39 protein-coding genes and 1 rRNA gene are annotated in these 21,935 nt (G+C 32.8%); all 40 read left to right on the forward strand.

Translation table 11 applies throughout. From position 1 onward, the window contains the following. Positions 1 to 438 precede the first annotated feature (438 nt). Positions 439 to 750, forward strand: a complete 312-nt coding sequence (gene rpsJ / locus CHF27_RS11795; protein WP_026899713.1) for a 30S ribosomal protein S10 — start codon at positions 439 to 441, stop codon at positions 748 to 750. Between the two features lie 92 nt (positions 751 to 842). After that, positions 843 to 1,472 (forward strand): 50S ribosomal protein L3, encoded by a 630-nt coding sequence (rplC, locus tag CHF27_RS11800; RefSeq protein WP_095406325.1) that lies wholly within the window; start codon positions 843 to 845, stop codon positions 1,470 to 1,472. Positions 1,473 to 1,500: 28 nt separating this feature from the next. Next, positions 1,501 to 2,124, forward strand: coding sequence for a 50S ribosomal protein L4 (rplD, locus tag CHF27_RS11805; RefSeq protein ID WP_095406324.1), 624 nt, complete (start codon positions 1,501 to 1,503; stop codon positions 2,122 to 2,124). Then, on the forward strand, positions 2,124 to 2,414 hold the full coding sequence (rplW, locus tag CHF27_RS11810) for a 50S ribosomal protein L23 (protein WP_095406323.1): 291 nt from the start codon (positions 2,124 to 2,126) through the stop codon (positions 2,412 to 2,414). Before rplD ends, rplW begins: the two co-directional genes overlap by 1 nt. 29 nt (positions 2,415 to 2,443) lie before the next feature. Next, positions 2,444 to 3,274 (forward strand): 50S ribosomal protein L2, encoded by an 831-nt coding sequence (rplB, locus tag CHF27_RS11815; protein ID WP_095406322.1) that lies wholly within the window; start codon positions 2,444 to 2,446, stop codon positions 3,272 to 3,274. Positions 3,275 to 3,318: 44 nt separating this feature from the next. Then, the gene (gene rpsS, locus CHF27_RS11820; RefSeq protein WP_095406321.1) at positions 3,319 to 3,600 is read left to right on the forward strand and encodes a 30S ribosomal protein S19; all 282 of its coding nucleotides are present in this window, start codon (positions 3,319 to 3,321) and stop codon (positions 3,598 to 3,600) included. A gap of 30 nt (positions 3,601 to 3,630) precedes the next feature. Continuing rightward, a complete protein-coding gene (gene rplV / locus CHF27_RS11825) occupies positions 3,631 to 3,966 on the forward strand; it encodes a 50S ribosomal protein L22 (RefSeq protein ID WP_095406320.1) in 336 nt (111 codons plus the stop codon). 22 nt (positions 3,967 to 3,988) lie between these two features. Further along, positions 3,989 to 4,810 carry a 30S ribosomal protein S3 gene (rpsC, locus tag CHF27_RS11830; RefSeq protein WP_095406319.1) on the forward strand — a complete coding sequence of 274 codons (822 nt, stop codon included), beginning with the start codon at positions 3,989 to 3,991 and terminating at the stop codon, positions 4,808 to 4,810. Between the two features lie 33 nt (positions 4,811 to 4,843). After that, positions 4,844 to 5,275 (forward strand): 50S ribosomal protein L16, encoded by a 432-nt coding sequence (gene rplP / locus CHF27_RS11835; RefSeq protein ID WP_095406318.1) that lies wholly within the window; start codon positions 4,844 to 4,846, stop codon positions 5,273 to 5,275. Between the two features lies 1 nt (position 5,276). Then, on the forward strand, positions 5,277 to 5,480 hold the full coding sequence (gene rpmC, locus CHF27_RS11840) for a 50S ribosomal protein L29 (RefSeq protein ID WP_095406317.1): 204 nt from the start codon (positions 5,277 to 5,279) through the stop codon (positions 5,478 to 5,480). A 22-nt stretch (positions 5,481 to 5,502) separates the two neighbouring features. After that, positions 5,503 to 5,757 (forward strand): 30S ribosomal protein S17, encoded by a 255-nt coding sequence (gene rpsQ, locus CHF27_RS11845; RefSeq protein WP_095406316.1) that lies wholly within the window; start codon positions 5,503 to 5,505, stop codon positions 5,755 to 5,757. A gap of 27 nt (positions 5,758 to 5,784) precedes the next feature. Then, positions 5,785 to 6,153 carry a 50S ribosomal protein L14 gene (gene rplN / locus CHF27_RS11850; protein WP_095406315.1) on the forward strand — a complete coding sequence of 123 codons (369 nt, stop codon included), beginning with the start codon at positions 5,785 to 5,787 and terminating at the stop codon, positions 6,151 to 6,153. 22 nt (positions 6,154 to 6,175) lie between these two features. Beyond that, positions 6,176 to 6,481, forward strand: a complete 306-nt coding sequence (gene rplX / locus CHF27_RS11855) for a 50S ribosomal protein L24 (protein WP_095406326.1) — start codon at positions 6,176 to 6,178, stop codon at positions 6,479 to 6,481. A gap of 25 nt (positions 6,482 to 6,506) precedes the next feature. After that, the gene (gene rplE, locus CHF27_RS11860) at positions 6,507 to 7,049 is read left to right on the forward strand and encodes a 50S ribosomal protein L5 (RefSeq protein ID WP_095406314.1); all 543 of its coding nucleotides are present in this window, start codon (positions 6,507 to 6,509) and stop codon (positions 7,047 to 7,049) included. Between the two features lie 45 nt (positions 7,050 to 7,094). Further along, positions 7,095 to 7,280: a type Z 30S ribosomal protein S14 gene (locus CHF27_RS11865; RefSeq protein ID WP_021127555.1), complete on the forward strand. Its 186-nt coding sequence runs from the start codon at positions 7,095 to 7,097 to the stop codon at positions 7,278 to 7,280. A gap of 32 nt (positions 7,281 to 7,312) precedes the next feature. Beyond that, complete coding sequence (rpsH, locus tag CHF27_RS11870) at positions 7,313 to 7,711, forward strand: 30S ribosomal protein S8 (protein ID WP_095406313.1); 399 nt, start codon at positions 7,313 to 7,315, stop codon at positions 7,709 to 7,711. Between the two features lie 30 nt (positions 7,712 to 7,741). Then, on the forward strand, positions 7,742 to 8,284 hold the full coding sequence (rplF, locus tag CHF27_RS11875; RefSeq protein ID WP_095406312.1) for a 50S ribosomal protein L6: 543 nt from the start codon (positions 7,742 to 7,744) through the stop codon (positions 8,282 to 8,284). A gap of 34 nt (positions 8,285 to 8,318) precedes the next feature. Next, positions 8,319 to 8,687: a 50S ribosomal protein L18 gene (gene rplR / locus CHF27_RS11880; protein ID WP_095406311.1), complete on the forward strand. Its 369-nt coding sequence runs from the start codon at positions 8,319 to 8,321 to the stop codon at positions 8,685 to 8,687. Between the two features lie 18 nt (positions 8,688 to 8,705). Continuing rightward, the gene (rpsE, locus tag CHF27_RS11885; protein WP_095406310.1) at positions 8,706 to 9,215 is read left to right on the forward strand and encodes a 30S ribosomal protein S5; all 510 of its coding nucleotides are present in this window, start codon (positions 8,706 to 8,708) and stop codon (positions 9,213 to 9,215) included. 14 nt (positions 9,216 to 9,229) lie between these two features. Continuing rightward, positions 9,230 to 9,415 carry a 50S ribosomal protein L30 gene (gene rpmD, locus CHF27_RS11890; RefSeq protein WP_095406309.1) on the forward strand — a complete coding sequence of 62 codons (186 nt, stop codon included), beginning with the start codon at positions 9,230 to 9,232 and terminating at the stop codon, positions 9,413 to 9,415. 33 nt (positions 9,416 to 9,448) lie between these two features. Further along, positions 9,449 to 9,892 (forward strand): 50S ribosomal protein L15, encoded by a 444-nt coding sequence (rplO, locus tag CHF27_RS11895; RefSeq protein ID WP_095406308.1) that lies wholly within the window; start codon positions 9,449 to 9,451, stop codon positions 9,890 to 9,892. A gap of 39 nt (positions 9,893 to 9,931) precedes the next feature. Then, a complete protein-coding gene (gene secY, locus CHF27_RS11900) occupies positions 9,932 to 11,200 on the forward strand; it encodes a preprotein translocase subunit SecY (RefSeq protein ID WP_095406307.1) in 1,269 nt (422 codons plus the stop codon). A 15-nt stretch (positions 11,201 to 11,215) separates the two neighbouring features. Continuing rightward, the gene (locus CHF27_RS11905) at positions 11,216 to 11,866 is read left to right on the forward strand and encodes an adenylate kinase (protein WP_095406306.1); all 651 of its coding nucleotides are present in this window, start codon (positions 11,216 to 11,218) and stop codon (positions 11,864 to 11,866) included. After that, complete coding sequence (gene map / locus CHF27_RS11910) at positions 11,866 to 12,612, forward strand: type I methionyl aminopeptidase (RefSeq protein WP_095406305.1); 747 nt, start codon at positions 11,866 to 11,868, stop codon at positions 12,610 to 12,612. Before CHF27_RS11905 ends, map begins: the two co-directional genes overlap by 1 nt. Before the next feature lie 21 nt (positions 12,613 to 12,633). Further along, a complete protein-coding gene (locus CHF27_RS11915) occupies positions 12,634 to 12,912 on the forward strand; it encodes a KOW domain-containing RNA-binding protein (protein ID WP_095406304.1) in 279 nt (92 codons plus the stop codon). A gap of 27 nt (positions 12,913 to 12,939) precedes the next feature. Next, entirely contained in the window at positions 12,940 to 13,158 is a 219-nt protein-coding gene (gene infA / locus CHF27_RS11920) for a translation initiation factor IF-1 (RefSeq protein WP_094367843.1), read from the forward strand. 35 nt (positions 13,159 to 13,193) lie between these two features. Next, a complete protein-coding gene (gene rpmJ, locus CHF27_RS11925; RefSeq protein WP_017753001.1) occupies positions 13,194 to 13,307 on the forward strand; it encodes a 50S ribosomal protein L36 in 114 nt (37 codons plus the stop codon). A gap of 152 nt (positions 13,308 to 13,459) precedes the next feature. Then, positions 13,460 to 13,831, forward strand: coding sequence for a 30S ribosomal protein S13 (rpsM, locus tag CHF27_RS11930; RefSeq protein WP_095406303.1), 372 nt, complete (start codon positions 13,460 to 13,462; stop codon positions 13,829 to 13,831). Between the two features lie 33 nt (positions 13,832 to 13,864). Next, a complete protein-coding gene (gene rpsK, locus CHF27_RS11935; protein WP_095406302.1) occupies positions 13,865 to 14,263 on the forward strand; it encodes a 30S ribosomal protein S11 in 399 nt (132 codons plus the stop codon). Between the two features lie 32 nt (positions 14,264 to 14,295). After that, positions 14,296 to 14,919 carry a 30S ribosomal protein S4 gene (gene rpsD, locus CHF27_RS11940; RefSeq protein WP_095406301.1) on the forward strand — a complete coding sequence of 208 codons (624 nt, stop codon included), beginning with the start codon at positions 14,296 to 14,298 and terminating at the stop codon, positions 14,917 to 14,919. Positions 14,920 to 14,995: 76 nt separating this feature from the next. After that, positions 14,996 to 15,943: a DNA-directed RNA polymerase subunit alpha gene (locus tag CHF27_RS11945; RefSeq protein WP_095406300.1), complete on the forward strand. Its 948-nt coding sequence runs from the start codon at positions 14,996 to 14,998 to the stop codon at positions 15,941 to 15,943. A 21-nt stretch (positions 15,944 to 15,964) separates the two neighbouring features. After that, positions 15,965 to 16,306, forward strand: coding sequence for a 50S ribosomal protein L17 (gene rplQ / locus CHF27_RS11950; protein ID WP_095406299.1), 342 nt, complete (start codon positions 15,965 to 15,967; stop codon positions 16,304 to 16,306). A 150-nt stretch (positions 16,307 to 16,456) separates the two neighbouring features. Continuing rightward, on the forward strand, positions 16,457 to 17,290 hold the full coding sequence (locus tag CHF27_RS11955; protein ID WP_095406298.1) for an energy-coupling factor transporter ATPase: 834 nt from the start codon (positions 16,457 to 16,459) through the stop codon (positions 17,288 to 17,290). Then, positions 17,278 to 18,144: an energy-coupling factor transporter ATPase gene (locus CHF27_RS11960; RefSeq protein ID WP_095406297.1), complete on the forward strand. Its 867-nt coding sequence runs from the start codon at positions 17,278 to 17,280 to the stop codon at positions 18,142 to 18,144. The genes CHF27_RS11955 and CHF27_RS11960 overlap by 13 nt, the downstream gene beginning before the upstream one ends. Next, complete coding sequence (locus CHF27_RS11965; RefSeq protein WP_095406296.1) at positions 18,138 to 18,935, forward strand: energy-coupling factor transporter transmembrane component T family protein; 798 nt, start codon at positions 18,138 to 18,140, stop codon at positions 18,933 to 18,935. The genes CHF27_RS11960 and CHF27_RS11965 overlap by 7 nt, the downstream gene beginning before the upstream one ends. Positions 18,936 to 18,946: 11 nt before the next feature. Further along, positions 18,947 to 19,678 carry a tRNA pseudouridine(38-40) synthase TruA gene (gene truA / locus CHF27_RS11970; RefSeq protein ID WP_095406295.1) on the forward strand — a complete coding sequence of 244 codons (732 nt, stop codon included), beginning with the start codon at positions 18,947 to 18,949 and terminating at the stop codon, positions 19,676 to 19,678. A 118-nt stretch (positions 19,679 to 19,796) separates the two neighbouring features. Continuing rightward, positions 19,797 to 20,228, forward strand: a complete 432-nt coding sequence (gene rplM, locus CHF27_RS11975; protein WP_095406294.1) for a 50S ribosomal protein L13 — start codon at positions 19,797 to 19,799, stop codon at positions 20,226 to 20,228. Between the two features lie 28 nt (positions 20,229 to 20,256). Next, positions 20,257 to 20,649: a 30S ribosomal protein S9 gene (gene rpsI, locus CHF27_RS11980; protein WP_095406293.1), complete on the forward strand. Its 393-nt coding sequence runs from the start codon at positions 20,257 to 20,259 to the stop codon at positions 20,647 to 20,649. 71 nt (positions 20,650 to 20,720) lie between these two features. After that, positions 20,721 to 21,443 (forward strand): N-acetylmuramoyl-L-alanine amidase CwlD, encoded by a 723-nt coding sequence (cwlD, locus tag CHF27_RS11985; protein ID WP_095406292.1) that lies wholly within the window; start codon positions 20,721 to 20,723, stop codon positions 21,441 to 21,443. 242 nt (positions 21,444 to 21,685) lie between these two features. Further along, positions 21,686 to 21,935 (forward strand): 16S ribosomal RNA (locus CHF27_RS11990); the annotation flags it as partial.

The raw sequence follows: 21,935 nt of genomic DNA on the forward strand, positions 1-21,935 counted from the left end.
CAGTAGCATCAGGTGTTGTTGCTTCTATAATGGAATAATTTTCTTAACAGGAATTAGATAAAAGAGGGGGTAGTGATACTCTCTCTTTATTTTTTGAAAAAAATTAAATAGTAATAATATACATGTTATATTTTATTGACAATATGTTATAAAACGTATATACTAAGTTAGTGCTTTGTTAGAAGAAAAAGTCAAGTTTGCGAGAAAGTTTTACATATGTAAAATAAAGTTTGTGAAATTATAAAAAAAACTTGATAAAATGTAAATAATGATATAAAATATAATAGTGTGCTTGAGAGATACGAAATTATTAAATTAAATCTTAGTTAGTTTATGACTAAATACTGAGTATGAAAATACAACACACCCGGAGCAGTGTATCGGTATTAGTTATTTAACTTTAAAAGATTAAAAGTGCGATAAAGGAGGGAAATTAAAATGGCTAACAATGAAAAGATAAGAATAAGATTAAAGTCATATGATCACAAATTATTAGATTTTTCAGCTGGAAAAATAGTTGAAACTGCTAAAAAAGCTGGATCACAAGTTTCAGGACCTGTGCCACTTCCAACTGAAAAGCAAATTGTGACTATATTAAGAGCTGTTCATAAGTATAAAGATTCTAGAGAACAGTTCGAAATAAGAACTCATAAAAGATTAATAGATATAGCAAACCCAACACCTAAGACAGTTGACTCATTAATGAGATTAGACTTACCAGCTGGTGTTGATATAGAAATAAAATTATAAGAACCCCTAAGATATTTATCCTATAAGGCGACTTATCTTAGAATGATTACCTAAACGGGTAATCCGCTGTAAGAATTATAGGAGGTGCTAATATGAAAGGAATATTAGGAAAAAAAATAGGTATGACTCAAATATTCACTGAAGAAGGTATAGTAGTACCTGTAACAGTTGTTGAGGCAGGACCTATCGTTGTAACTCAAATAAAAACAGTTGAGAAAGACGGATACAATGCAATCCAAATAGGATTTGGAGATGCTAAAGAAAAATCTTTAAACAAACCTCAAAAAGGTCATTTAGCTGCTGCTAATGTTTTAAAGAAACACTTAAAAGAATTCAGAGTAGATTCTGTTGAAGGATATACAGTTGGACAAGAAATAAAAGCTGATATATTTGAAACAGGTGAAGCAATAGATGTTACTGGAATAAGTAAAGGTAAGGGATTCCAAGGTCCAATAAAAAGACATGGTCAATCAAGAGGTCCTGAATCTCACGGTTCTAGATACCACAGAAGACCAGGTTCAATGGGTGCTTGTTCATTCCCTGGTAGAGTTTTCAAGAACAAAAAATTAGCTGGACACATGGGTAGCGTTAAGGTTACAGTTCAAAACTTAGAAGTTGTTAAAGTAGACACTGATAAAAACCTTATATTAGTTAAAGGTGCTATACCAGGAGCTAAAGGTTCAGTAGTAACTATAAAAGAAGCTGTTAAGTCTTCTAAATAATGACTAACCTAAGAAAGGAGGAAGCACAATGCCAAAATTAAATGTATTAAATATTAATGGACAAAACGTTGGAGAAATAGAATTAACAGATTCTATATTTAACGTAGAAGTTAATGAACATGTTTTATATGAGGTTGTTAAAAACCAATTAGCAAACAAGAGACAAGGTACTCAATCTGCTAAAACTAGAGCAGAAGTTAGAGGTGGCGGAAGAAAACCTTGGAAACAAAAAGGAACAGGTAGAGCTAGACAAGGTTCTATAAGAGCTGTACAATGGGTAGGCGGAGGAGTTGCTTTTGCACCTAAGCCAAGAGATTACAGCTACACATTACCTAGAAAGGTAAGAAGATTAGCAATAAAGAGTGCTTTAACTGCTAAAGTACAAAATGGTGAAATGATAGTATTAGATGCTTTAAATATGGAAGCTCCTAAGACTAAAGAATTCGCTCAAATATTAAAAAATGTAAATTCTGCTAAAAAAGCTTTAGTAGTGATGTCAGAAAAGAACGAAAACGTGATAAAATCAGCTGCAAACTTAGAAGGTGTTGCAACTGCATTAGTTAACACTATAAACGTTTACGATATATTAAAATATGATTCGTTCATAATAACTACAGACGCTGTTAAAAAAGTGGAGGAGGTGTACGCATAATGACTAATCCACATGATATAATAATAAGACCAGTTGTAACTGAGCAAAGTATGGCTGAGATGACTGAGAAAAAATATACTTTTGTTGTGGCTAAGAATACTAACAAAACTGAAATAAAGAAAGCTGTAGAAAAAGTTTTCGGAGTTAATGTAGAAAAAGTAAACACATTAAACTACGATGGAAAAGTTAAGAGAATGGGTAGACATGAAGGAAGAACTGCAAGCTTTAAGAAAGCAGTAGTTAAATTAACTGCTGATAGCAAAGATATAGAATTCTTCCAAGGTATGTAATATCCTAACAAACGAAGGAGGGAAAACAGATGGCTATAAAAAAGTTTAAACCAACTTCTCCTGCCTTAAGACAAATGACAGTTTTAGTTTCTGATGAAATAACTTGCAACGAACCAGAAAGATCTCTTTTAGTTTCTTTAAAGAAAAATTCTGGTAGAAATGCACACGGAAAGATAACTGTTCGTCACAGAGGTGGAGGAAACAGAAGAAAATATAGAATAATAGATTTCAAAAGAAATAAAGATGGAGTACCTGCAAAGGTAGCTACTATAGAATACGATCCAAACAGAACTGCTAACATAGCTTTATTAAACTATGCAGATGGTGAAAAAAGATATATATTAGCACCAGTTGGATTAAATGTTGGAGATACAATATTATCAGGACCAACATCTGACATAAAACCAGGAAATGCATTAGCATTAAAGGATATGCCAGTTGGTACTGTAATACACAACATAGAATTAAAGCCAGGAAAAGGAGCTCAATTAGTTAGATCTGCTGGAGTTTCTGCACAATTAATGGCTAAAGAAGGTAAAAATGCATTATTAAGATTACCTTCAGGAGAAATGAGACTTGTTAGCATAAATTGTAAAGCTACAATAGGACAAGTTGGAAACATAGAACATGGTAACGTAGTTATAGGTAAAGCAGGTAGAAAAAGACATATGGGTATAAGACCTACTGTTAGAGGTTCTGTAATGAACCCTTGTGACCATCCACACGGTGGAGGGGAAGGTAGATCTCCAATAGGTAGACCATCACCTGTTACTCCATGGGGTAAACCAGCTCTTGGATACAAAACTAGAAAGAAAAATAAAGCTTCTGATAAGTTAATAGTATCAAGAAGAACTAAATAATAGATTGTAATAGATTTATTTTTGCTCGGAAAGGAGGAAATTAAATGTCAAGATCAACTAAAAAAGGACCTTTCGTCCATGCGAGACTTTTAAAGAAAATAGAGGCTATGAACGCTTCTGGAAATAGAGAAGTTATTAAGACTTGGTCAAGAACTTCAACAATTTTCCCTCAAATGGTAGAACATACTATAGCTGTTCATGATGGAAGAAGACATGTTCCTGTATATGTAACAGAAGATATGGTTGGACACAAATTAGGTGAGTTCGTTCCTACTAGAACTTTTAAAGGACACAAGGACGACGAAAAATCTAATAAGAGAAAATAATGAATTCTGACTAGGAAAGGAGGAATAATAATGGAAGCAAAAGCAACTGCAAAATATGTACGTGTATCTCCAAGAAAGGCAGGTCAAGTTTGTGACCTTGTTAGAGGAAAGAATGTTGATGAAGCATTAGCAATATTAAAGTTCACTCCAAGAGGAGCAGCTTCGATAATAGCTAAGGTTGTAAAATCTGCTAAAGCTAACGCTGAAAACAACCATGAGATGGACGTTGAAAATTTATACGTAGCATCAATAGTTGCAAACCAAGGACCTACAATGAAGAGATTCATGCCTAGAGCAATGGGACGTGCAACAATGATAAGAAAAAGAACTTCTCATATAGAGGTTGTTCTTAAGGAAAAAAAATAGTTAAAAGATAGGAGGGAAAATAATGGGACAAAAGGTTAATCCACACGGACTAAGAGTCGGTGTTATAAAAGATTGGGACTCAAGATGGTTCACTACTGATAAAAAAGAGTTCGGAAACTTATTATTAGAAGACCATAATGTACGTAAATTCTTAAAGAAAAGATTATACTCAGCTGGAGTTGCTAAAATAGAAATAGAAAGATCAGCTAACAAAATAAAACTAGACTTACACGTTGCTAAGCCAGGTGTAGTTATAGGAAGAGCTGGTGCTGGAATAGATGCATTAAAAGCTGAATTAGAAAAAATGACAAAGAAAAGTGTTATAGTTAACATAGTTGAAGTTAGAAACACTGATAAAAATGCTCAATTAGTAGCAGAGAACATAGCTTTAGCTATAGAAAGAAGAGTTGCTTTCAGAAGAGCTATGAAACAAGCTATACAAAGAGCTTTAAAATCAGGAGCTAAAGGTATAAAAGTTTCTGCATCAGGTAGATTAGGTGGAGCAGAAATGGCTAGAACTGAAGGATATAGTGAAGGAAATGTACCTTTACAAACTTTAAGAGCTGATATCGATTATGGTTTCGCTGAAGCTGATACTACTTATGGAAAAATAGGTATAAAAGTTTGGATATGCAACGGTGAAGTTTTACCAACTAGAAACGGTGTAAATCCAAGAGAAGAAAGAAGAGACAACAGAAGAAACGATAGAAGAGATAACAGAAGAAACGATAGAAGAGATAACAGAAGAAATGATAACAGAAGAGGAAATGATAACAGAAATAATAATAGAGGACAAAGACCTCAAGGATCAAGACCTCAAAGAACTGAAAACAAAGAAAATTAATATAAGTAAGGTTCAAGGAAGGAGGAAATACTCATGTTAATGCCAAAGAGAGTAAAGCGTCGTAGAGTTCATAGAGGAAGTATGGCTGGAAAAGCTCAAAAAGGTAACAAAGTTACTTACGGAGAGTTTGGATTAGTTGCAATGGAAGCTTCTTGGATAACTTCTAACCAAATAGAAGCTGCCAGAATCGCGATGACTAGATATATAAAAAGAGGCGGGAAGGTTTGGATAAAAATATTCCCACATAAGCCTGTAACAAGAAAACCAGCTGAAACTCGTATGGGTGCTGGTAAAGGTTCTCCAGAATACTGGGTAGCTGTAGTTAAACCAGGAAGAGTTATGTTCGAATTAGCAGGTGTTCCTGAAGATAAAGCAAGAGAAGCAATGAGACTTGCTATGCACAAACTTCCTATAAAATGTAAGTTTGTTAAGCGTGAAGATTTAGAAGTAAAGGGTGGTGAATAGGATGAAAGCTAAAGAAATAAGAGATTTAACAAGCGAAGAGCTAATGAATAAATTAAACGATTTCAAAAGTGAATTATTTAGCTTAAGATTCCAATTAGCTACTGGTCAATTAGAAAACACAGCAAGAATCAAGTTTGTTAAAAAGGATATAGCTAGAGTGAAAACTATCCTTGCTGAAAGAAAGTTAAACGAAACTAGAGCTTAATTTGGAAAGGAGGCTTTTTAACATGGAAAGAGGAAGCAGAAAAGTAAGAATAGGCCGTGTTGTAAGTGACAAAATGGATAAAACTATAGTTGTTGCTGTTGAAGATTTCGTACGTCATCCATTATACAATAAGCCAGTTAAGAGAACTAAAAAGTTCAAGGCTCATGATGAACAAAACGTATGTAGAATCGGAGATAGAGTTAAAATAATGGAAACTAGACCTTTATCTAAAGACAAGAGATTCAGACTAGTTGAAGTTGTTGAAAAAGTTAAGTAGTTTTTTTGGAAAAGGAGGGATTACGGTATGGTACAACAAGAAACACGTTTAAAAGTTGCTGATAATTCTGGTGCTAAAGAAATATTATGTATACGTGTACTAGGCGGAAGTAAGAGAAGATATGGTAACATAGGCGACGTAATAGTTGCTACTGTTAAAAGTGCAACACCTGGTGGAGTTGTAAAAAAAGGTAAAGTTGTTAAAGCTGTTATAGTAAGAAGCAAACAAGGCGTTAGACGTAAAGACGGAAGTTATATATCTTTCGACGAGAATGCTGCTGTTATAATCAAAGATGATAAGACTCCAGTAGGAACTCGTATATTCGGGCCTGTTGCTAGAGAGTTAAGAGACAACGAATTTATGAAAATAGTTTCTCTTGCTCCAGAAGTACTATAATAAGGAGGTGCAATAGGACATGATGCGTGTTAAAAAAGGTGATACTGTTGTAGTTATAGCAGGTAAAGATAAAGGTAAAAAAGGTTCAGTTGTTAGTATATTCCCTAAAACTAATAAAGTATTAGTTGAAGGTGTAAACGTAATAACTAAACACCAAAAGCCAAGTGCTATAAACCCACAAGGTGGAATAATAAACAAAGAAGCTCCAATTCATATATCTAACATAATGCCATTTGATCCTGAAACAGGAAAAGGGACAAGAGTTAGATTTGAAATGAAAGATGGAAAAAAAGTAAGAGTATCAGTTAAGAGCGGAAAAGAAATATAATATTGCTTGAAAGGAGGGACCTTAAATGGCTTCTAGATTACAAGAAAAATACATGAAAGAAGTTGCTCCTGCTTTAATGGAGAAATTTGGATACAAAAATGTTATGGAAATACCTAAGTTAGATAAAATAGTTATGAACATGGGTATAGGTGACGCTAGAGAAAATCCAAAAGGATTAGAAAAAGCTGTAGAAGAGATGGAAATAATCTCAGGACAAAAACCAGTTACTACTAAAGCTAGAAAATCAGTAGCTAACTTCAAATTAAGAGAAGGAATGCCAATAGGAGCAAAAGTTACATTAAGAGCTGACAAAATGTTCTACTTCATGGACAAGTTAGTATCTGTATCTTTACCAAGAGTTAGAGACTTCAGAGGAGTTAATCCTAACGCTTTCGATGGTAGAGGAAACTATGCTCTAGGTGTTAAAGAACAATTAATATTCCCTGAAATAGAATACGATAAAGTAGATAAAGTAAGAGGAATGGATATAATATTTGTTACTACAGCTAAGACTGACGAAGAAGCTCGTGAGTTATTAAAATTATTAGGAATGCCGTTTTCTAAGTAAGCTTAGAAAGCACATTTTCTAAGCAAACAAAAAGGAGGGATTCCAGTGGCTAGAAAAGCAATGGTTGTTAAGCAACAAAAAAAGCAAAAATATGCTACTAGAGAGTACACAAGATGTACTATATGTGGGAGACCACACTCAGTTTTAAGAAAATTCGGTATATGTCGTATATGCTTTAGAGAATTAGCTTATAAGGGTCAAATACCTGGTGTTAGAAAAGCAAGCTGGTAGAAATCAGCTAAGAATGGAAGGAGGGTTTCAATATGACAATGACAGATCCAATTGCAGATATGCTTACTCGTATAAGAAACGCTAATGTGGTTAAGCATGAAACTGTTGATGTTCCTGCCTCTAATATAAAGAAAGAACTAGCTAGAATCTTATTAGAAGAAGGATTCATTAGAGGTTATGATGTTATAGAAGATGGAAAACAAGGAATAATAAGAATACAATTAAAGTACGGACAAACAGGCGAAAGAGTTATAACAGGTCTTAAGAGAATATCTAAACCTGGTATGAGAGTTTACGCTGCTAATCATGAAGTGCCAAGAGTACTAAATGGATTAGGAATATCAGTAATATCTACTTCTAAAGGAATATTAACTGATAAGCAAGCAAGAAAAGAAAATGTTGGTGGAGAAGTAATCTGCTACGTTTGGTAATAAAAACGAACAATGTAAGGAGGTGCGACTATGTCAAGAATAGGTGTTAAACCAATAACAGTACCAGCAGGTGTTGAAGTAACTATAGCTGAAGGAAACTTCGTTACAGTTAAAGGACCAAAAGGAACTTTAACTAAGCAACTTGATGGTGCATTAACTATAAAGCAAGAGGAAAGTACTATACTTGTTGAAAGACCAACAAACAATAAATTACACAAATCTTTACACGGATTAACTAGAACTTTATTAGATAATATGGTTGTAGGTGTTACTAATGGTTTCGAAAAGAAATTAGAATTAGTTGGTGTTGGATACAGAGCTCAAAAACAAGGAAGCAAATTAGTTATGAACTTAGGATACTCTCATCCAGTAGAAATGGAAGATCCAGAAGGTATAACTGTTGAAGCTCCTAACCAAACTGAGTTAATAGTTAAAGGAATAGACAAGCAATTAGTAGGTAACTATGCTGCTAAGATAAGAGCTTGGAGAAAACCAGAGCCATACAAAGGTAAAGGTATAAGATACGCTGGTGAAGTTGTAAGACGTAAAGAAGGAAAAACTGGTAAGAAATAATACCAAACTTAAATGTTAGAAAGGAGTGAGCTCGGTGTTAAATAAAGCTGATAAAAACGCAAAGAGACTTCAAAGACATAAGAGAGTTCGTAGAAAAATATCTGGAACTACTCAAAGACCAAGATTATGTGTGTTCAGAAGTGCTAATAATATATACGCTCAAATAATAGATGACACAAATAGAGTAACTCTTGTTGCTGCATCTTCTTTAGATGCAGAAGTTAAGGGTGCTGTTAATCATACAGGAAACAAAGAAGCAGCTAAAAAAGTTGGAGAAATGGTTGCCAAAAAAGCTGTAGAAAAAGGAATCACTGATGTTATATTTGATAGAGGTGGATACTTATATCACGGAAGAATAAAAGAATTAGCTGAAGCTGCAAGAGAAGCTGGTCTTAAGTTCTAATAAGAAGGAGGGAAACACATGCTACGTCGTAAGCCAATAGATGCAAGACAACTTGACATGAAAGAAAAAGTTGTTGAAGTAAGACGTGTTACTAAAGTTGTTAAAGGTGGTAGAAACTTCAGATTTGCTGCTTTAGTAGTTGTTGGAGATGAAAACGGACACGTTGGTATAGGTACTGGTAAAGCAATGGAAGTACCAGATGCTATAAGAAAAGCTGTAGAAGATGCTAAAAAGAATCTTATACACGTACCAATGGTTGGTACAACTATTCCTCACGAAGTAAACGGACACTTCGGATCAGGAAAAATATTAATAATGCCTGCTAAAGAAGGTACAGGAGTTATAGCTGGTGGACCTGCTAGAGCTGTACTTGAGTTAGCTGGACTAAAAGACGTTAGAGCTAAATCTTTAGGATCTAACAATCCAAGAAATATGGTAAATGCTACAATAGAAGGACTTAACTCTCTAAAAACAGTTGAAGATATAGCTAAGCTTAGAGGTAAAAAAGTTGAAGATCTTCTAGGCTAAGGAGGTAGTGAAAAATGGCTAAATTACAAATAAAGTTAGTTAGAAGTACTATAGGAACTACTCCTAACCAAAGAAAGAACGTAGAAGCGTTAGGATTAAGAAAAAGAGAACAAGTAGTTGTTAAAGAAGATAATGCCCAAACAAGAGGGATGATAAATAAAGTTAAGCATTTAGTTGAAGTAACTGAAATAGCTGAATAATTTTGTTACAAGCAAGAGAAGGAGGTGCAATCCATGAAATTACATGAGTTAAAACCTGCTGAAGGTGCAGTGAAATCTAAGAAAAGATTAGGTAGAGGTACTGCTACTGGACAAGGTAAAACTGCAGGACGTGGACAAAAAGGACAAAAGTCTCGTTCAGGTGGTGGAGTAAGAGTTGGATTTGAAGGTGGTCAAATGCCATTAGCTAGAAGACTTCCTAAGAGAGGCTTCAAGAATCCATGTAAGAAAGTTTACACAGAAATTAACGTTGAATTATTAAATAGATTTGAAAATGGAACAGAAATAACAGCTGAACTATTAAAATCTACAGGAGCTATAAGCAAAATAGAAAAAGACGGCGTTAAAGTATTAGGAGAAGGAAACTTAGAAAAAGCTGTAACAGTTAAAGTTGCTAAGTTTACTGCTTCAGCTCAAGAGAAGATAGAAAAAGCTGGAGGAAAAGCAGAATTAGTTTAATCTCTGCTCTTCTATTTATTACAGGCGGGGTGAGTTAACGTGTTGTCACAGTTAAAACAGGCTTGGAAACTTAAAGATGTAAGAAAAAAAATAATATATACTTTGATGATGATTTTAGTATTCAGGATAGGGACGACAATACCTGTACCTGGGGTAAACACAGATTCTATAAGGAAATTGGTAGGCGAAAGTAGTCTACTTTCCTTATATAATATGTTCACTGGAGGGGCCTTAGGGAACTTTACAGTATTTGCTTTAGGAGTAGGACCATATATAACCGCATCTATCATAATACAACTTCTAACTGTAGGTTTTGAAAGTTTGGAAGAACTTCAAAAGTCTGGTGAAGAAGGTAAGAAAAAGATTAATAAATACACTAAATATATAGCATTAGCATTAGCTTTTGTACAAGCAATAGGAATTACCCTAGGGTTTGCAAAAAATTATTTGAAATCAAATAGTGTATTCTTTGTAGCTACAGTAATATTAACATTAGTTGCAGCTAGTATGTTATTAATGTGGATAGGGGACAAAATTACTGAAAAAGGATTAGGTAATGGAAGTTCAATAATAATATTTGTTGGGATCATAGCTAGAATACCATCAGATGTTATTCAGGTTGTAGCTCAAATAAAAAGTGGAACTATACAAATATGGGCAGTAGCATTATTAGTAGTAGTGATTCTTCTTACTATAGCAGCTGTTACATATATACAAGAAGCCACAAGAAAAATACCTGTACAATACGCTAAAAGAGTTGTTGGAAGAAAAATGTATGGAGGACAAAGTTCTCATATACCTATGAAAGTTAATCAATCAGGAGTTATACCAGTAATTTTTGCTAGTTCACTTTTAGCTTTTCCTCAAACTATAGCAATGTTTATGGGTGCAGATGCTCAAAGCTTTATTCAAACTTACATGAACCCAATGGCGTCTCCAGGAGTTTGGATATATAGGAGTATTGAAGTTCTGTTGATAGTATTCTTCTCTTATTTCTATACTACTGTAACCTTTAATACAGAAGATATATCAAATAATATGAAAAATAATGGAGGATTCATACCAGGTATTAGACCAGGTAAGTCTACTATAGATTATTTAAATAGAATATTATCGAGATTGACTCTAGCTGGAGCTTTATTCCTAGCTGTAATAGTAATGATATCAGCATTTATTATGTTCTTTATGAAACTTAATATAACATTAGTTGGTACATCATTATTAATAGTAGTAGGTGTTGCTTTAGAACTTAAGAGACAATTAGAATCAAATTTAGTTATGAGAAGCTATCAAGGTTTCTTAAAATAAATTGGAGATGATAGTATGAGAATTATATTACTTGGACCTCCTGGAGCTGGAAAAGGCACACAAGCTGCAGGAATAGTTGAAAAATACAACATACCTCATATATCAACAGGAGATATATTCAGAAAGAATATAAAAGAGGGAACAGATCTTGGAAAGAAAGCTAAAGAATACATGGATCAAGGTTTATTAGTTCCAGATGAGTTGACTGTAGGTTTAGTTACTGATAGAATAACTCAAAAGGACTGTGAAAAAGGATTCATGTTAGATGGATTTCCAAGAAATGTATCTCAAGCTGAACAACTAGATACGTTTTTAAAAGAAGCTAATATAGAATTAACTAATGTAATTAATATAGAGGTTGATAAAAGTATATTAGTATCAAGAGCTGTTGGAAGAAGAATATGTAAATCTTGCGGAGCTACGTATCATATAGAGTTCAACGCTCCTCAAAATGAAGGTATATGCAATGTATGCCAAGGAGAGTTATACCAAAGAGCAGATGATAATGAAGAAACTGTATCAAAGAGAATACAAGTTTATTTAGATGAAACCAAACCATTAGCTGATTATTATACTAAAAAAGGTATAATATCTAACATAAATGGAGAACAATCTATAGACAATGTATTTAAGGATATAGTGGCTGCTCTAGGAAGTGAAAAATAATGATCATTTTAAAGTCAAAAAAAGAAATAGAAATGATGAGAGAAGCAGGTAAAATAGTTGCTGAGACTCATCAAATTTTAAAAGAAGCTATTATTCCGGGAATATCTACTTTAGAGTTAGATAAAATAGCTGAAGAGAATATAAAAAAATATAATGCAGTACCATCTTTTAAAGGCTATGGTGGTTTTCCTGGTAGTATATGTGCATCTATCAATGATCAAGTTGTACATGGAATACCTGGAAATCATATAGTTAAAGAGGGAGACATTATAAGCTTAGATGTAGGAGCCTATTATAAAGGATATCATGGAGACTCTGCGAAAACTCATGGAGTAGGTATGATATCTGAAGAAAATAGGAAATTAATAGAAGTAACAAGAGAAAGCTTCTATGAAGGATTAAAGTTTGCTAAACTAGGATATAGACTTTCTGATATCTCACACGCAATACAAGCACACGTTGAAAAATATGGGTTCTCAATAGTTAGAGATTTAGTAGGTCATGGAGTTGGCTCAGAACTTCATGAAGATCCTCAAGTTCCTAATTATGGACCACCAGGAAAAGGACCAAGACTTCAAGAAGGAATGGTCATAGCTATAGAGCCTATGGTTAACGCAGGTCGTTACCATGTAAAGACTTTAGCAGATGAGTGGACTATCGTAACAATAGATGGAAAAAACTCAGCTCATTATGAGCATACGATAGCGATTACTGAAGATGAGCCTTTGATATTAACAAAGTTTTAATCTTAAAAGTAGGTGAAAAAAGTGCTATCAAATGATTTAAGTGTAGGTCAAGTTGTTGAAGTTTCCGCAGGTAAAGAAAAAGGAAGAATATTTTTCGTAGTGAAAATAATTGACCATGAATATGTTTTGATATCTGATGGAAAAAAACGAAAACTTGAAAGACCTAAGCTAAAGAAAGTTAAGCACTTAAAAAGATTTAATGTTATTAATAATAAAGTTAAGAACAAAATAGTATCTGATCAAACGATGACAGATGCTTTTTTAAGAGCTGAACTTACTAAGTTAAATTTATTTATTTAGCTTGTTGAATGGAGGTCTGGTTAGTTAATGGCCAAAAAAGATGTTATAGAATTTGAAGGTACAGTTGTTGAAAACTTACCTAATGCTATGTTTAAAGTAAAATTAGAAAATGGACATGAAGTATTATGTCATTTATCTGGAAAGCTAAGAATGAACTTCATAAGAATTCTTGAAGGTGATAAGGTAAATGTTGAACTTTCTCCATATGACCTTACAAGAGGAAGAATTACTTGGCGTAAGAAGTAGACTATTTTAATAATTAGTCTAAGGAGGGAATAATAATGAAAGTAAGACCATCAGTAAAACCAATGTGTGAAAAGTGCAAAGTTATAAAAAGAAAAGGAAAAGTAATGGTTATCTGTGAAAATCCTAAGCACAAGCAAAAACAAGGTTAATAAATTATTACTAGCATTTTGTTAATTTTTATAGTATAATATTAAACTGTGATGTTAACAAAAAAGCATTAAAGTCGTTAAAAAATCTGGCTTCGGATTAATATGATATTAAAATTTTAACACTATAAACTAGTTGTAGGAGGTGCGAATTTATGGCAAGAATAGCTGGGGTAGATTTACCTAGAGAAAAAAGAGCAGAGATAGGCTTAACTTATATATATGGTATAGGTAAAGCTACTGCTAATGAAATATTAGCTAAAGCTGAGATAAATCCTGATATAAGAATAAAAGATTTATCAGAAGATCAAGTTAATGAATTAAGAAAAATAATAGACGCTGATTTCTTAGTTGAAGGTGACTTAAGAAGAGAGATCGCTTTAAACATAAAGAGATTAAGAGATATAAAATGTTACAGAGGTATGAGACATGCTAAAGGTCTTCCACTAAGAGGACAAAGAACTAAGACTAATGCTAGAACTAGAAAAGGTCCTAGAAAAACTGTATCTCGTAAGAAGAAAAAATAATAAAATAACATAATTAGGTAAGGAGGGAAAACAATGGCTAAACCAAAAAAGAAAGCTACACGTGTTAGAAGAAGAGAACGTAAGAACATAGAACGTGGTCATGCTCATATACAATCTACTTTTAACAATACAATAATAACTTTAACTGATGTTCATGGAAATGCTATATCTTGGGCAAGTTCAGGACAATTAGGATTCAAAGGATCAAGAAAAGCAACTCCTTTCGCTTCTCAAATGGCTGCTGAAACAGCTGCAAAAGCTGCTATGGAGCATGGATTAAAGAGCGTAGAAGTATTCGTTAAAGGTCCTGGATCAGGAAGAGAAGCTGCAATAAGAGCTTTACAAGCAACTGGATTAGAAGTAACTATGATAAAAGACGTTACTCCAATACCACACAACGGATGTAGACCGCCAAAAAGAAGAAGAGTGTAATTTAAACAGAGGATAATAGGAGGTGTAAAGAAATGGCAAGATATACTGGTGCATCATGCAGACAATGCCGTAGAGAGGGAATGAAATTATTCCTTAAAGGTGATAGATGTTATACAGATAAATGTGCTATAGTTAAGAGAAACTATGCTCCAGGACAACATGGACAAGGAAGAAAGAAAGTTTCTAACTATGGATTACAATTAAGAGAAAAACAAAAAGTTAAAAGAATATATGGAGTTTTAGAAACTCAATTCAGAAACTTATATGAACGTGCTGAAAAAATGCAAGGCATAGTAGGGGAAAACTTATTAAGTTTATTAGAAAGAAGATTAGATAATGTAGTTTACAGAATGGGATTAGCATCTTCTAGAAAAGAAGCTAGACAATTAGTAACTCATGGTCACTTCACTTTCAATGGTAAAAAGGTAGATATACCTTCAATAACTGTTAAAGTTGGAGATGTTATAGCAGTTAAAGAAACTTCTAAATCTTCTGCTAAATTCAAAGCTTTAGTTGAAGCTAACTCAAGAATAGCTCCTAAATGGTTAGAAGCTAACGTAGAGCAAATGACAGCTAAAGTTGTTGCAATGCCATCAAGAGAAGATATAGATCTTGAAATAGCAGAACACTTAATCATAGAGCTTTACTCTAAGTAATAAGCATGTTCTCAAACTAATTTTGAGATTTTGTTTACCCTCAGTGGATTAATAAATTTTAAGGAGGGTTTTGTCCATGATAGAAATAGAAAAACCAAAAGTAGATATAATCGAACTTAGCGAAGACTATAGATATGGAAAGTTTGTCATAGAGCCTCTAGAAAGAGGATATGGAATAACTATAGGTAATGCTTTAAGAAGAATATTATTATCTTCTTTACCAGGTGTTGCAGTAAATTCTATAAAAATAGATGGAGTTCTACATGAATTCTCTACAGTACCAGGAGTTAAAGAAGATGTTACAGAAATAATATTAGCATTAAAAGAGCTTTCAGCTACTATAGATGGTGAAGGAAATAGAACACTTAAAATAGAAGCTCAAGGACCATGCTCTATCAAAGGATCAGACATAATATGTCCTCCAGATGTTGAAATATTAAGCGAAGATTTACATATAGCTACGCTAGATGATAATGCTAAACTTAATATGGAAATAAACATAGGTAAAGGTAGAGGTTATGTTTCTGCTGAAGAAAATAAAACAGAGCATATGCCTATAGGTGTTTTACCTGTAGACTCAATATATACTCCTGTTGAAAAAATGAGCTACCATGTGGAAAACACAAGAGTAGGTCAAAAGTCAGATTATGATAAATTAATACTTGAAGTATGGACTAATGGAAGTATAAATCCTCAAGAAGGAATATCACTTGCAGCAAAAGTATTAGTTGAACATTTAAATCTATTCATAGACTTAACAGAGCATGTAAGCAGTGTTGAGATAATGGTAGAAAAAGAAGAAGACCAAAAAGAAAAAGTTCTTGAAATGACTATAGAAGAATTAGATTTATCAGTTAGATCATACAACTGTTTAAAGAGAGCGGGAATAAATACAGTTGAAGAATTAGCTAATAAATCTGAAGATGATATGATGAAGGTTAGAAACCTTGGTAAAAAGTCTCTTGAAGAAGTAATTCAAAAGTTAGAAGAACTTGGCCTAGGTCTTAAACCAAGCGAAGAATAGTGAGCAAAGGAGGGAATAAGCATGGCTAATTACCGTAAATTAGGACGTGTAACATCGCACAGAAACCTTATGTTAAGAAACTTAGTAACAGACTTACTAAGAAGTGGTAGAATAGAAACTACAGTAACAAGAGCTAAGGAAACTCGTAGAATGGCAGAAAAGATGATAACTCTTGCTAAAAGAGGGGATCTTCACGCTAGAAGACAAGTTTTAGCTTATGTTATGGATGAAACTGTAGTTAACAATTTATTCACTGATTTAGCTCCAAAGTATGCTGAGAGAAATGGTGGATATACTAGAATAATCAAAAAAGGACCAAGAAGAGGCGACGCCGCTGAAATGGCTTTTATAGAATTAGTATAGTAGGAAGGATTAAGCTTAATAGCTTAGTCCTTTTTTATTTTGAATGGATTTTTATATAAAATCGAAATATCATTTTTATTAGTAATTATGGTATAATACTATTTAAAATGGTTTTTTAAACTCACTGCTTATTGAGAAGGAGTATGATTAATGGATAATATAGTAGAAGTAAATAATATATCGTTTGAATATATAACAGAGGAATCTAAGTTTAAAGCGATAGATAGATTGAGTTTAAATGTAAGTCAAGGTGAATTTTTAGTGATAATAGGTCATAATGGATCTGGTAAGTCGACTTTATCTAAAAATCTAAATGCGATACTACTTCCAAGTGAAGGTGACATTATAATTGATGGCATAAATACTAAGGATGAAGAAAATGTATGGAATATAAGACAAACAGCAGGTATGGTATTTCAAAATCCGGATAATCAAATAGTTGCAACTGTTGTAGAAGAGGATGTTGCATTTGGGCCAGAAAATCTAGGATTAGAATCTAAAGAAATTAGAAAAAGAGTAGATGAATCTTTAAAAAGTGTAGGAATATATGAATTAAGAGATAGACAACCTCATTTGTTGTCAGGAGGTCAAAAGCAAAGGGTAGCTATAGCAGGAATAATAGCAATGAAACCTAAGTGTATTATATTCGATGAGGCTACAGCTATGTTAGATCCATCTGGAAGAAAAGAAGTAATGAAAACTATAAAGAGATTAAATAAAAAAGAAAATATAACTACTATACACATAACTCATTTTATGGAAGAGGCAGTAGAGGCAGATAGAGTTGTAGTTATGGAAAAGGGTAGAAAAATTTTAGAGGGAACACCTAAAGAGGTATTTTCAAATATAGATAAATTAAAAAAAATAGGATTAGATGTACCTTGTATGACTGAGTTATCTAGCGAACTTAAGAAAGAAGGATTAAATATTGAAAGTAACATATTAACTGTAGATGAGATGGTGATGGAATTATGTCAATTATAGTAAAAAATTTAACACATATATACAATGAAGATATGCCTTTTGCTAGTAAGGCATTAGATGATATATCATTTGAAATAAAAGATAGAGATTTCGTTGGCCTTATAGGACATACAGGTTCTGGAAAATCAACATTAATACAACATTTAAATGGTATATTAAAACCTGCTTCTGGTGAAATTTTCATAAATGGTTTTAATATAACAAATGAGAATCTAAATCTTACAGAAATAAGAAAAAGAGTTGGAGTAGTATTTCAATACCCAGAATATCAACTTTTCGAAGAAACTGTAGCTAAGGATATAGCATTTGGACCTTATAATTTAGGATTAGAAGCGAATGAAGTAGACAAGAGGGTTAAAACATCGATGGAATCTGTAGGGCTACATTATGACGAATTTAAAGATAAATCACCTTTTGAGTTATCGGGAGGTCAAAAACGTAGGGTGGCTATAGCTGGAGTTATAGCTATGGAGCCTGAAGTTTTAATATTAGACGAACCGACGGCAGGATTAGATCCTGGCGGAAGGGATGAAATTTTTGGACTTATAAAAAAATTACATGAAAATCATAATATGACTATAATTTTATCTTCTCATAGTATGGATGATATGGCTAAAATGGCAAAAACTATAATTGTCATGAATAAAGGAAAAATTGAATTTATGGGCTCTCCTAGGAGCGTTTTTAAGGATAATGTAAAAAGACTAAAAGAAATAGGTCTTGATGTTCCACAACCTTTAGAATTAGCTATAAAGCTTAGGGACAAAGGTTTTGATATAAGTCAAGATATAATAACTGTAGAAGAAGCTAAACAAGAAATTCTTAAAGTTATGAGAGGGAGAAAAAAATGTTAAAAGATATAACTATAGGACAGTATTATCCGTCCGATTCTGTTATTCATAAACTAGACTCTAGAATGAAACTTATAGCCACATTTATATTTATGATATCTTTATTTATAATAAATAAATTTTGGCCATACTTTATAGTGTTGGTATTTATGGTTGGTATTATAAAAATGTCTAAAATACCTATGAAGTATATCTTTAAGGGAATAAAACCTCTTAGATGGATTATATTATTTACATTTGTAATAAATATATTTTTCCTTCCGGGAGATGTAATTTGGTCTTTTGGATTTATGAATATAACTAGACAAGGTATAGAGCAAGCTGTATTTATGGCAATAAGATTAATTTTATTAGTAGTTGGGACTTCGTTGTTAACATTGACGACATCGCCTATAGAGCTTACAGATGGCATAGAGAGACTTTTAAATCCATTAAAAAAAGTTGGATTACCAGTTCATGAACTAGCGATGATGATGACTATTGCATTAAGATTTATACCAACTTTATTAGATGAAACTGACAAAATAATGAAAGCTCAAATGTCTAGGGGAGCTGATTTTGAGAGTAAGAACATTATAAATAGAGCTAAAAATTTGGTACCATTATTAGTACCGTTGTTTGTTAGTGCATTTAGAAGGGCAGATGAACTTGCTATGGCTATGGAAGCAAGATGCTATAGAGGTGGATATAATAGAACAAAAATGAAAGAAGCTCTCATGACCAGAAATGATTATATATCATGTGTTATTCAAATAGTATACCTAGGTATTATTATTTCTACTAGATTTATTTAAAGAGGTATTTTATGAGAAATATAAAAATTGAAATACAATATAATGGTTTTAATTATTGTGGATGGCAACAACAGCCAGATTCTTTAGGGATACAAGGAACGATAGAGAAAGCTATTTATGAAATCACTAGAGAAAATGTAAAAATAACAGGGTCAGGAAGAACAGATGCAGGGGTTCATGCACTGGGACAAGTAGCAAATTTTAATTTAATGTCTTCTATTCCTGTAGATAAAATTCCGAATGCATTGAATTCAAAATTACCCAAAGATATATCAGTAGTAAAATGTGAAGAAGTAAGCAGTAAATTTCATTCAAGATATAGTGCTCAAGGTAAAAGATATAGATATTTGATACATAATAGTATGTATAGGACTCCAATATATAAGGATATATCTTATCATGTCAAATATGAGCTTGATTTTGAAAAAATGTGTAAAGAGTCTAAAAAGTTAATAGGCACATATGACTTTAAAGGGTTTATGAGTTCTGGATCATCAGTTAAGGATACTATTAGAACTATATATGACGTTTCATTAACTAAAGAAGAAAATTTAATTGTTTTTGAGGTTGAGGGGAATGGATTCTTATACAACATGGTAAGAATACTAGTAGGAACGTTGGTAGATATAGGACGAGGACGAATAAAAGAAGATATGTTTGAAATAATTAATGCTAAGAGTAGATCTAAGTGTGGTCATACTGCACCAGCTCATGGATTATTTCTTAAAAAAGTTGATTATTAGCTTGACACACCAGGGGGCATGTATTAAAATAAGTTAGAGTGTGTTAATAAGTCCACTTGCCCCGGACTTGACATAAACGGTAAAATTTTTATATGAAAAAAGTTAAGGAGGGACAACTATGAAAAGTTATATAGCTAAGCCAGCTGAAGTACAAAGAAAATGGTACTTAGTTGACGCTGAAGGAAAAACATTAGGTCGTTTAGCAACTGAAATAGCGACTGTATTAAGAGGAAAGCACAAAGTTACTTTCACACCACATGTAGATGGTGGAGATTTCGTTGTTGTTGTAAATGCAGATAAGGTAGTTTTAACAGGGAAGAAATTAGATCAAAAATTATACAGATACCATACAGGATATGTTGGTGGATTAAAAGAAATATCTTACAGAACTATGATGGCAGAAAAGCCTGAAGAAGTTGTAAGTCATGCTGTAAGCGGTATGTTACCAAAGAACAAATTAAGAAGCAGAATGATGACTAGATTAAGAGTATTCGCAGGACCTAACCATGATCATGCAGCTCAAAATCCAGAAGTTTTAAACTTCAAATAATAATTAACGGGTGAAAGGAGGAGTTATCATGGCTAACGTTCAATATTACGGAACAGGAAGAAGAAAGCACTCTGTTGCTAGAGTAAGATTAGTTGCAGGTGAAGGAAATATAGTAGTAAATGGAAGAACAGTTGAAGAATATTTCAACTATGAAACATTAATAAGAGATGTTAAACAACCATTAGTTTTAACAGGAAATGAAGCTAAATACGATGTTATAGTAAAAGTTGAAGGTGGAGGATTCACTGGACAAGCTGGAGCTATAAGACATGGTATATCTAGAGCTTTATTAAAAGCTGATATAGATTTAAGACCTGCTTTAAAGAAAGAAGGATTCTTAACTAGAGATGCAAGAATGAAAGAAAGAAAGAAATATGGATTAAAGGCAGCAAGAAGAGCTCCACAATTCTCAAAGAGATAATCTCATATGTTTGTACAAAGACTTTGGAATATTCCAAAGTCTTTTTTAATATAAATGTACAGGGTGATGTTGTGAGAGAATATAAAAAATACATAGTATTTGGAGTTATAGGTATTTTATTGATGGGAGTGTCATTTTTTGAGATTAAAGATGTTTCTGAAGGTGTTATGGAGTGTATGCCTATAACTAATAAAACTATAATTTTAGATGCAGGGCATGGAGGGATAGATCCAGGAGCTCTTGCTGAAGATAAAGATACTGCTGAAAAAGAGGTAAACTTATCTATTACTCTAAGACTAAGAGAACTAATAGAATCAAGTGGTGGATTAGTTATACTTACAAGGGAAGATGATAGTAGTTTATACTCTGAAAGTGGAAATAAAACTACTAGACAAAAGTATAATGAAAATTTAAAAAATCGAAAAAAAATAATAAATGAATCTAAATCGGATATGTTTGTATCAATTCATTTAAATAAATTTAAGCAATCTGAGTATTATGGAGCACAAACGTTTTATCCAAAGGGGAAAGATGATAGTAAAGAATTATCTAAGTACATACAAGCAGAATTAAAAAGAGTTGTAGATAAAACAAATAATCGTGAGATTAAATCTACACAAGATATATATCTTTTAAAAGAAAATGAAATACCGTCAGTTTTAATAGAGTGTGGTTTTTTGTCTAATGATAAAGAAGCTAAGCTTTTAGCAGATAAAGAGTATCAAGAAAAAATCGCTTGGTCGATATATGTTGGTATTCAAAGATATTTTAGTTCTAATGAGTATAAAAATTAAAAAAATGAAGATAATAGCTTATATCAAAGAATATTTTTGCTTAGATGTAAGCTATTATTTGTTTAAAATGAAAATAATAAAATAAAAACTATTGACTTATAAGATTTTAGATGTTATTATAAGAAAGTACTCAAGAGAAGAGTATGAAAGAACTTTGAAAATTAAACAGTAGGTTAATTTATAGAATTTGAAACAACCAAACAAAGCCAGATATATAACAGTATCTGAGCCCATCAAAACTTTTATTTGAGAGTTTGATCCTGGCTCAGGATGAACGCTGGCGGCGTGCCTAACACATGCAAGTCGAGCGATTTCCTTCGGGAAAGAGCGGCGGACGGGTGAGTAACGCGTGGGTAACCTGCCCTGTACACACGGATAACATACCGAAAGGTATGCTAATACGAGATAAAGTGCTATGAAGACATCTTCGAAGCACCAAAGCTTTAGCGGTACAGGATGGACCCGCGTCTGATTAGCTAGTTGGTAAGGTAA

This window comes from Romboutsia maritimum (assembly GCF_002251085.2).
Taxonomy (GTDB): domain Bacteria; phylum Bacillota; class Clostridia; order Peptostreptococcales; family Peptostreptococcaceae; genus Romboutsia_B; species Romboutsia_B maritimum.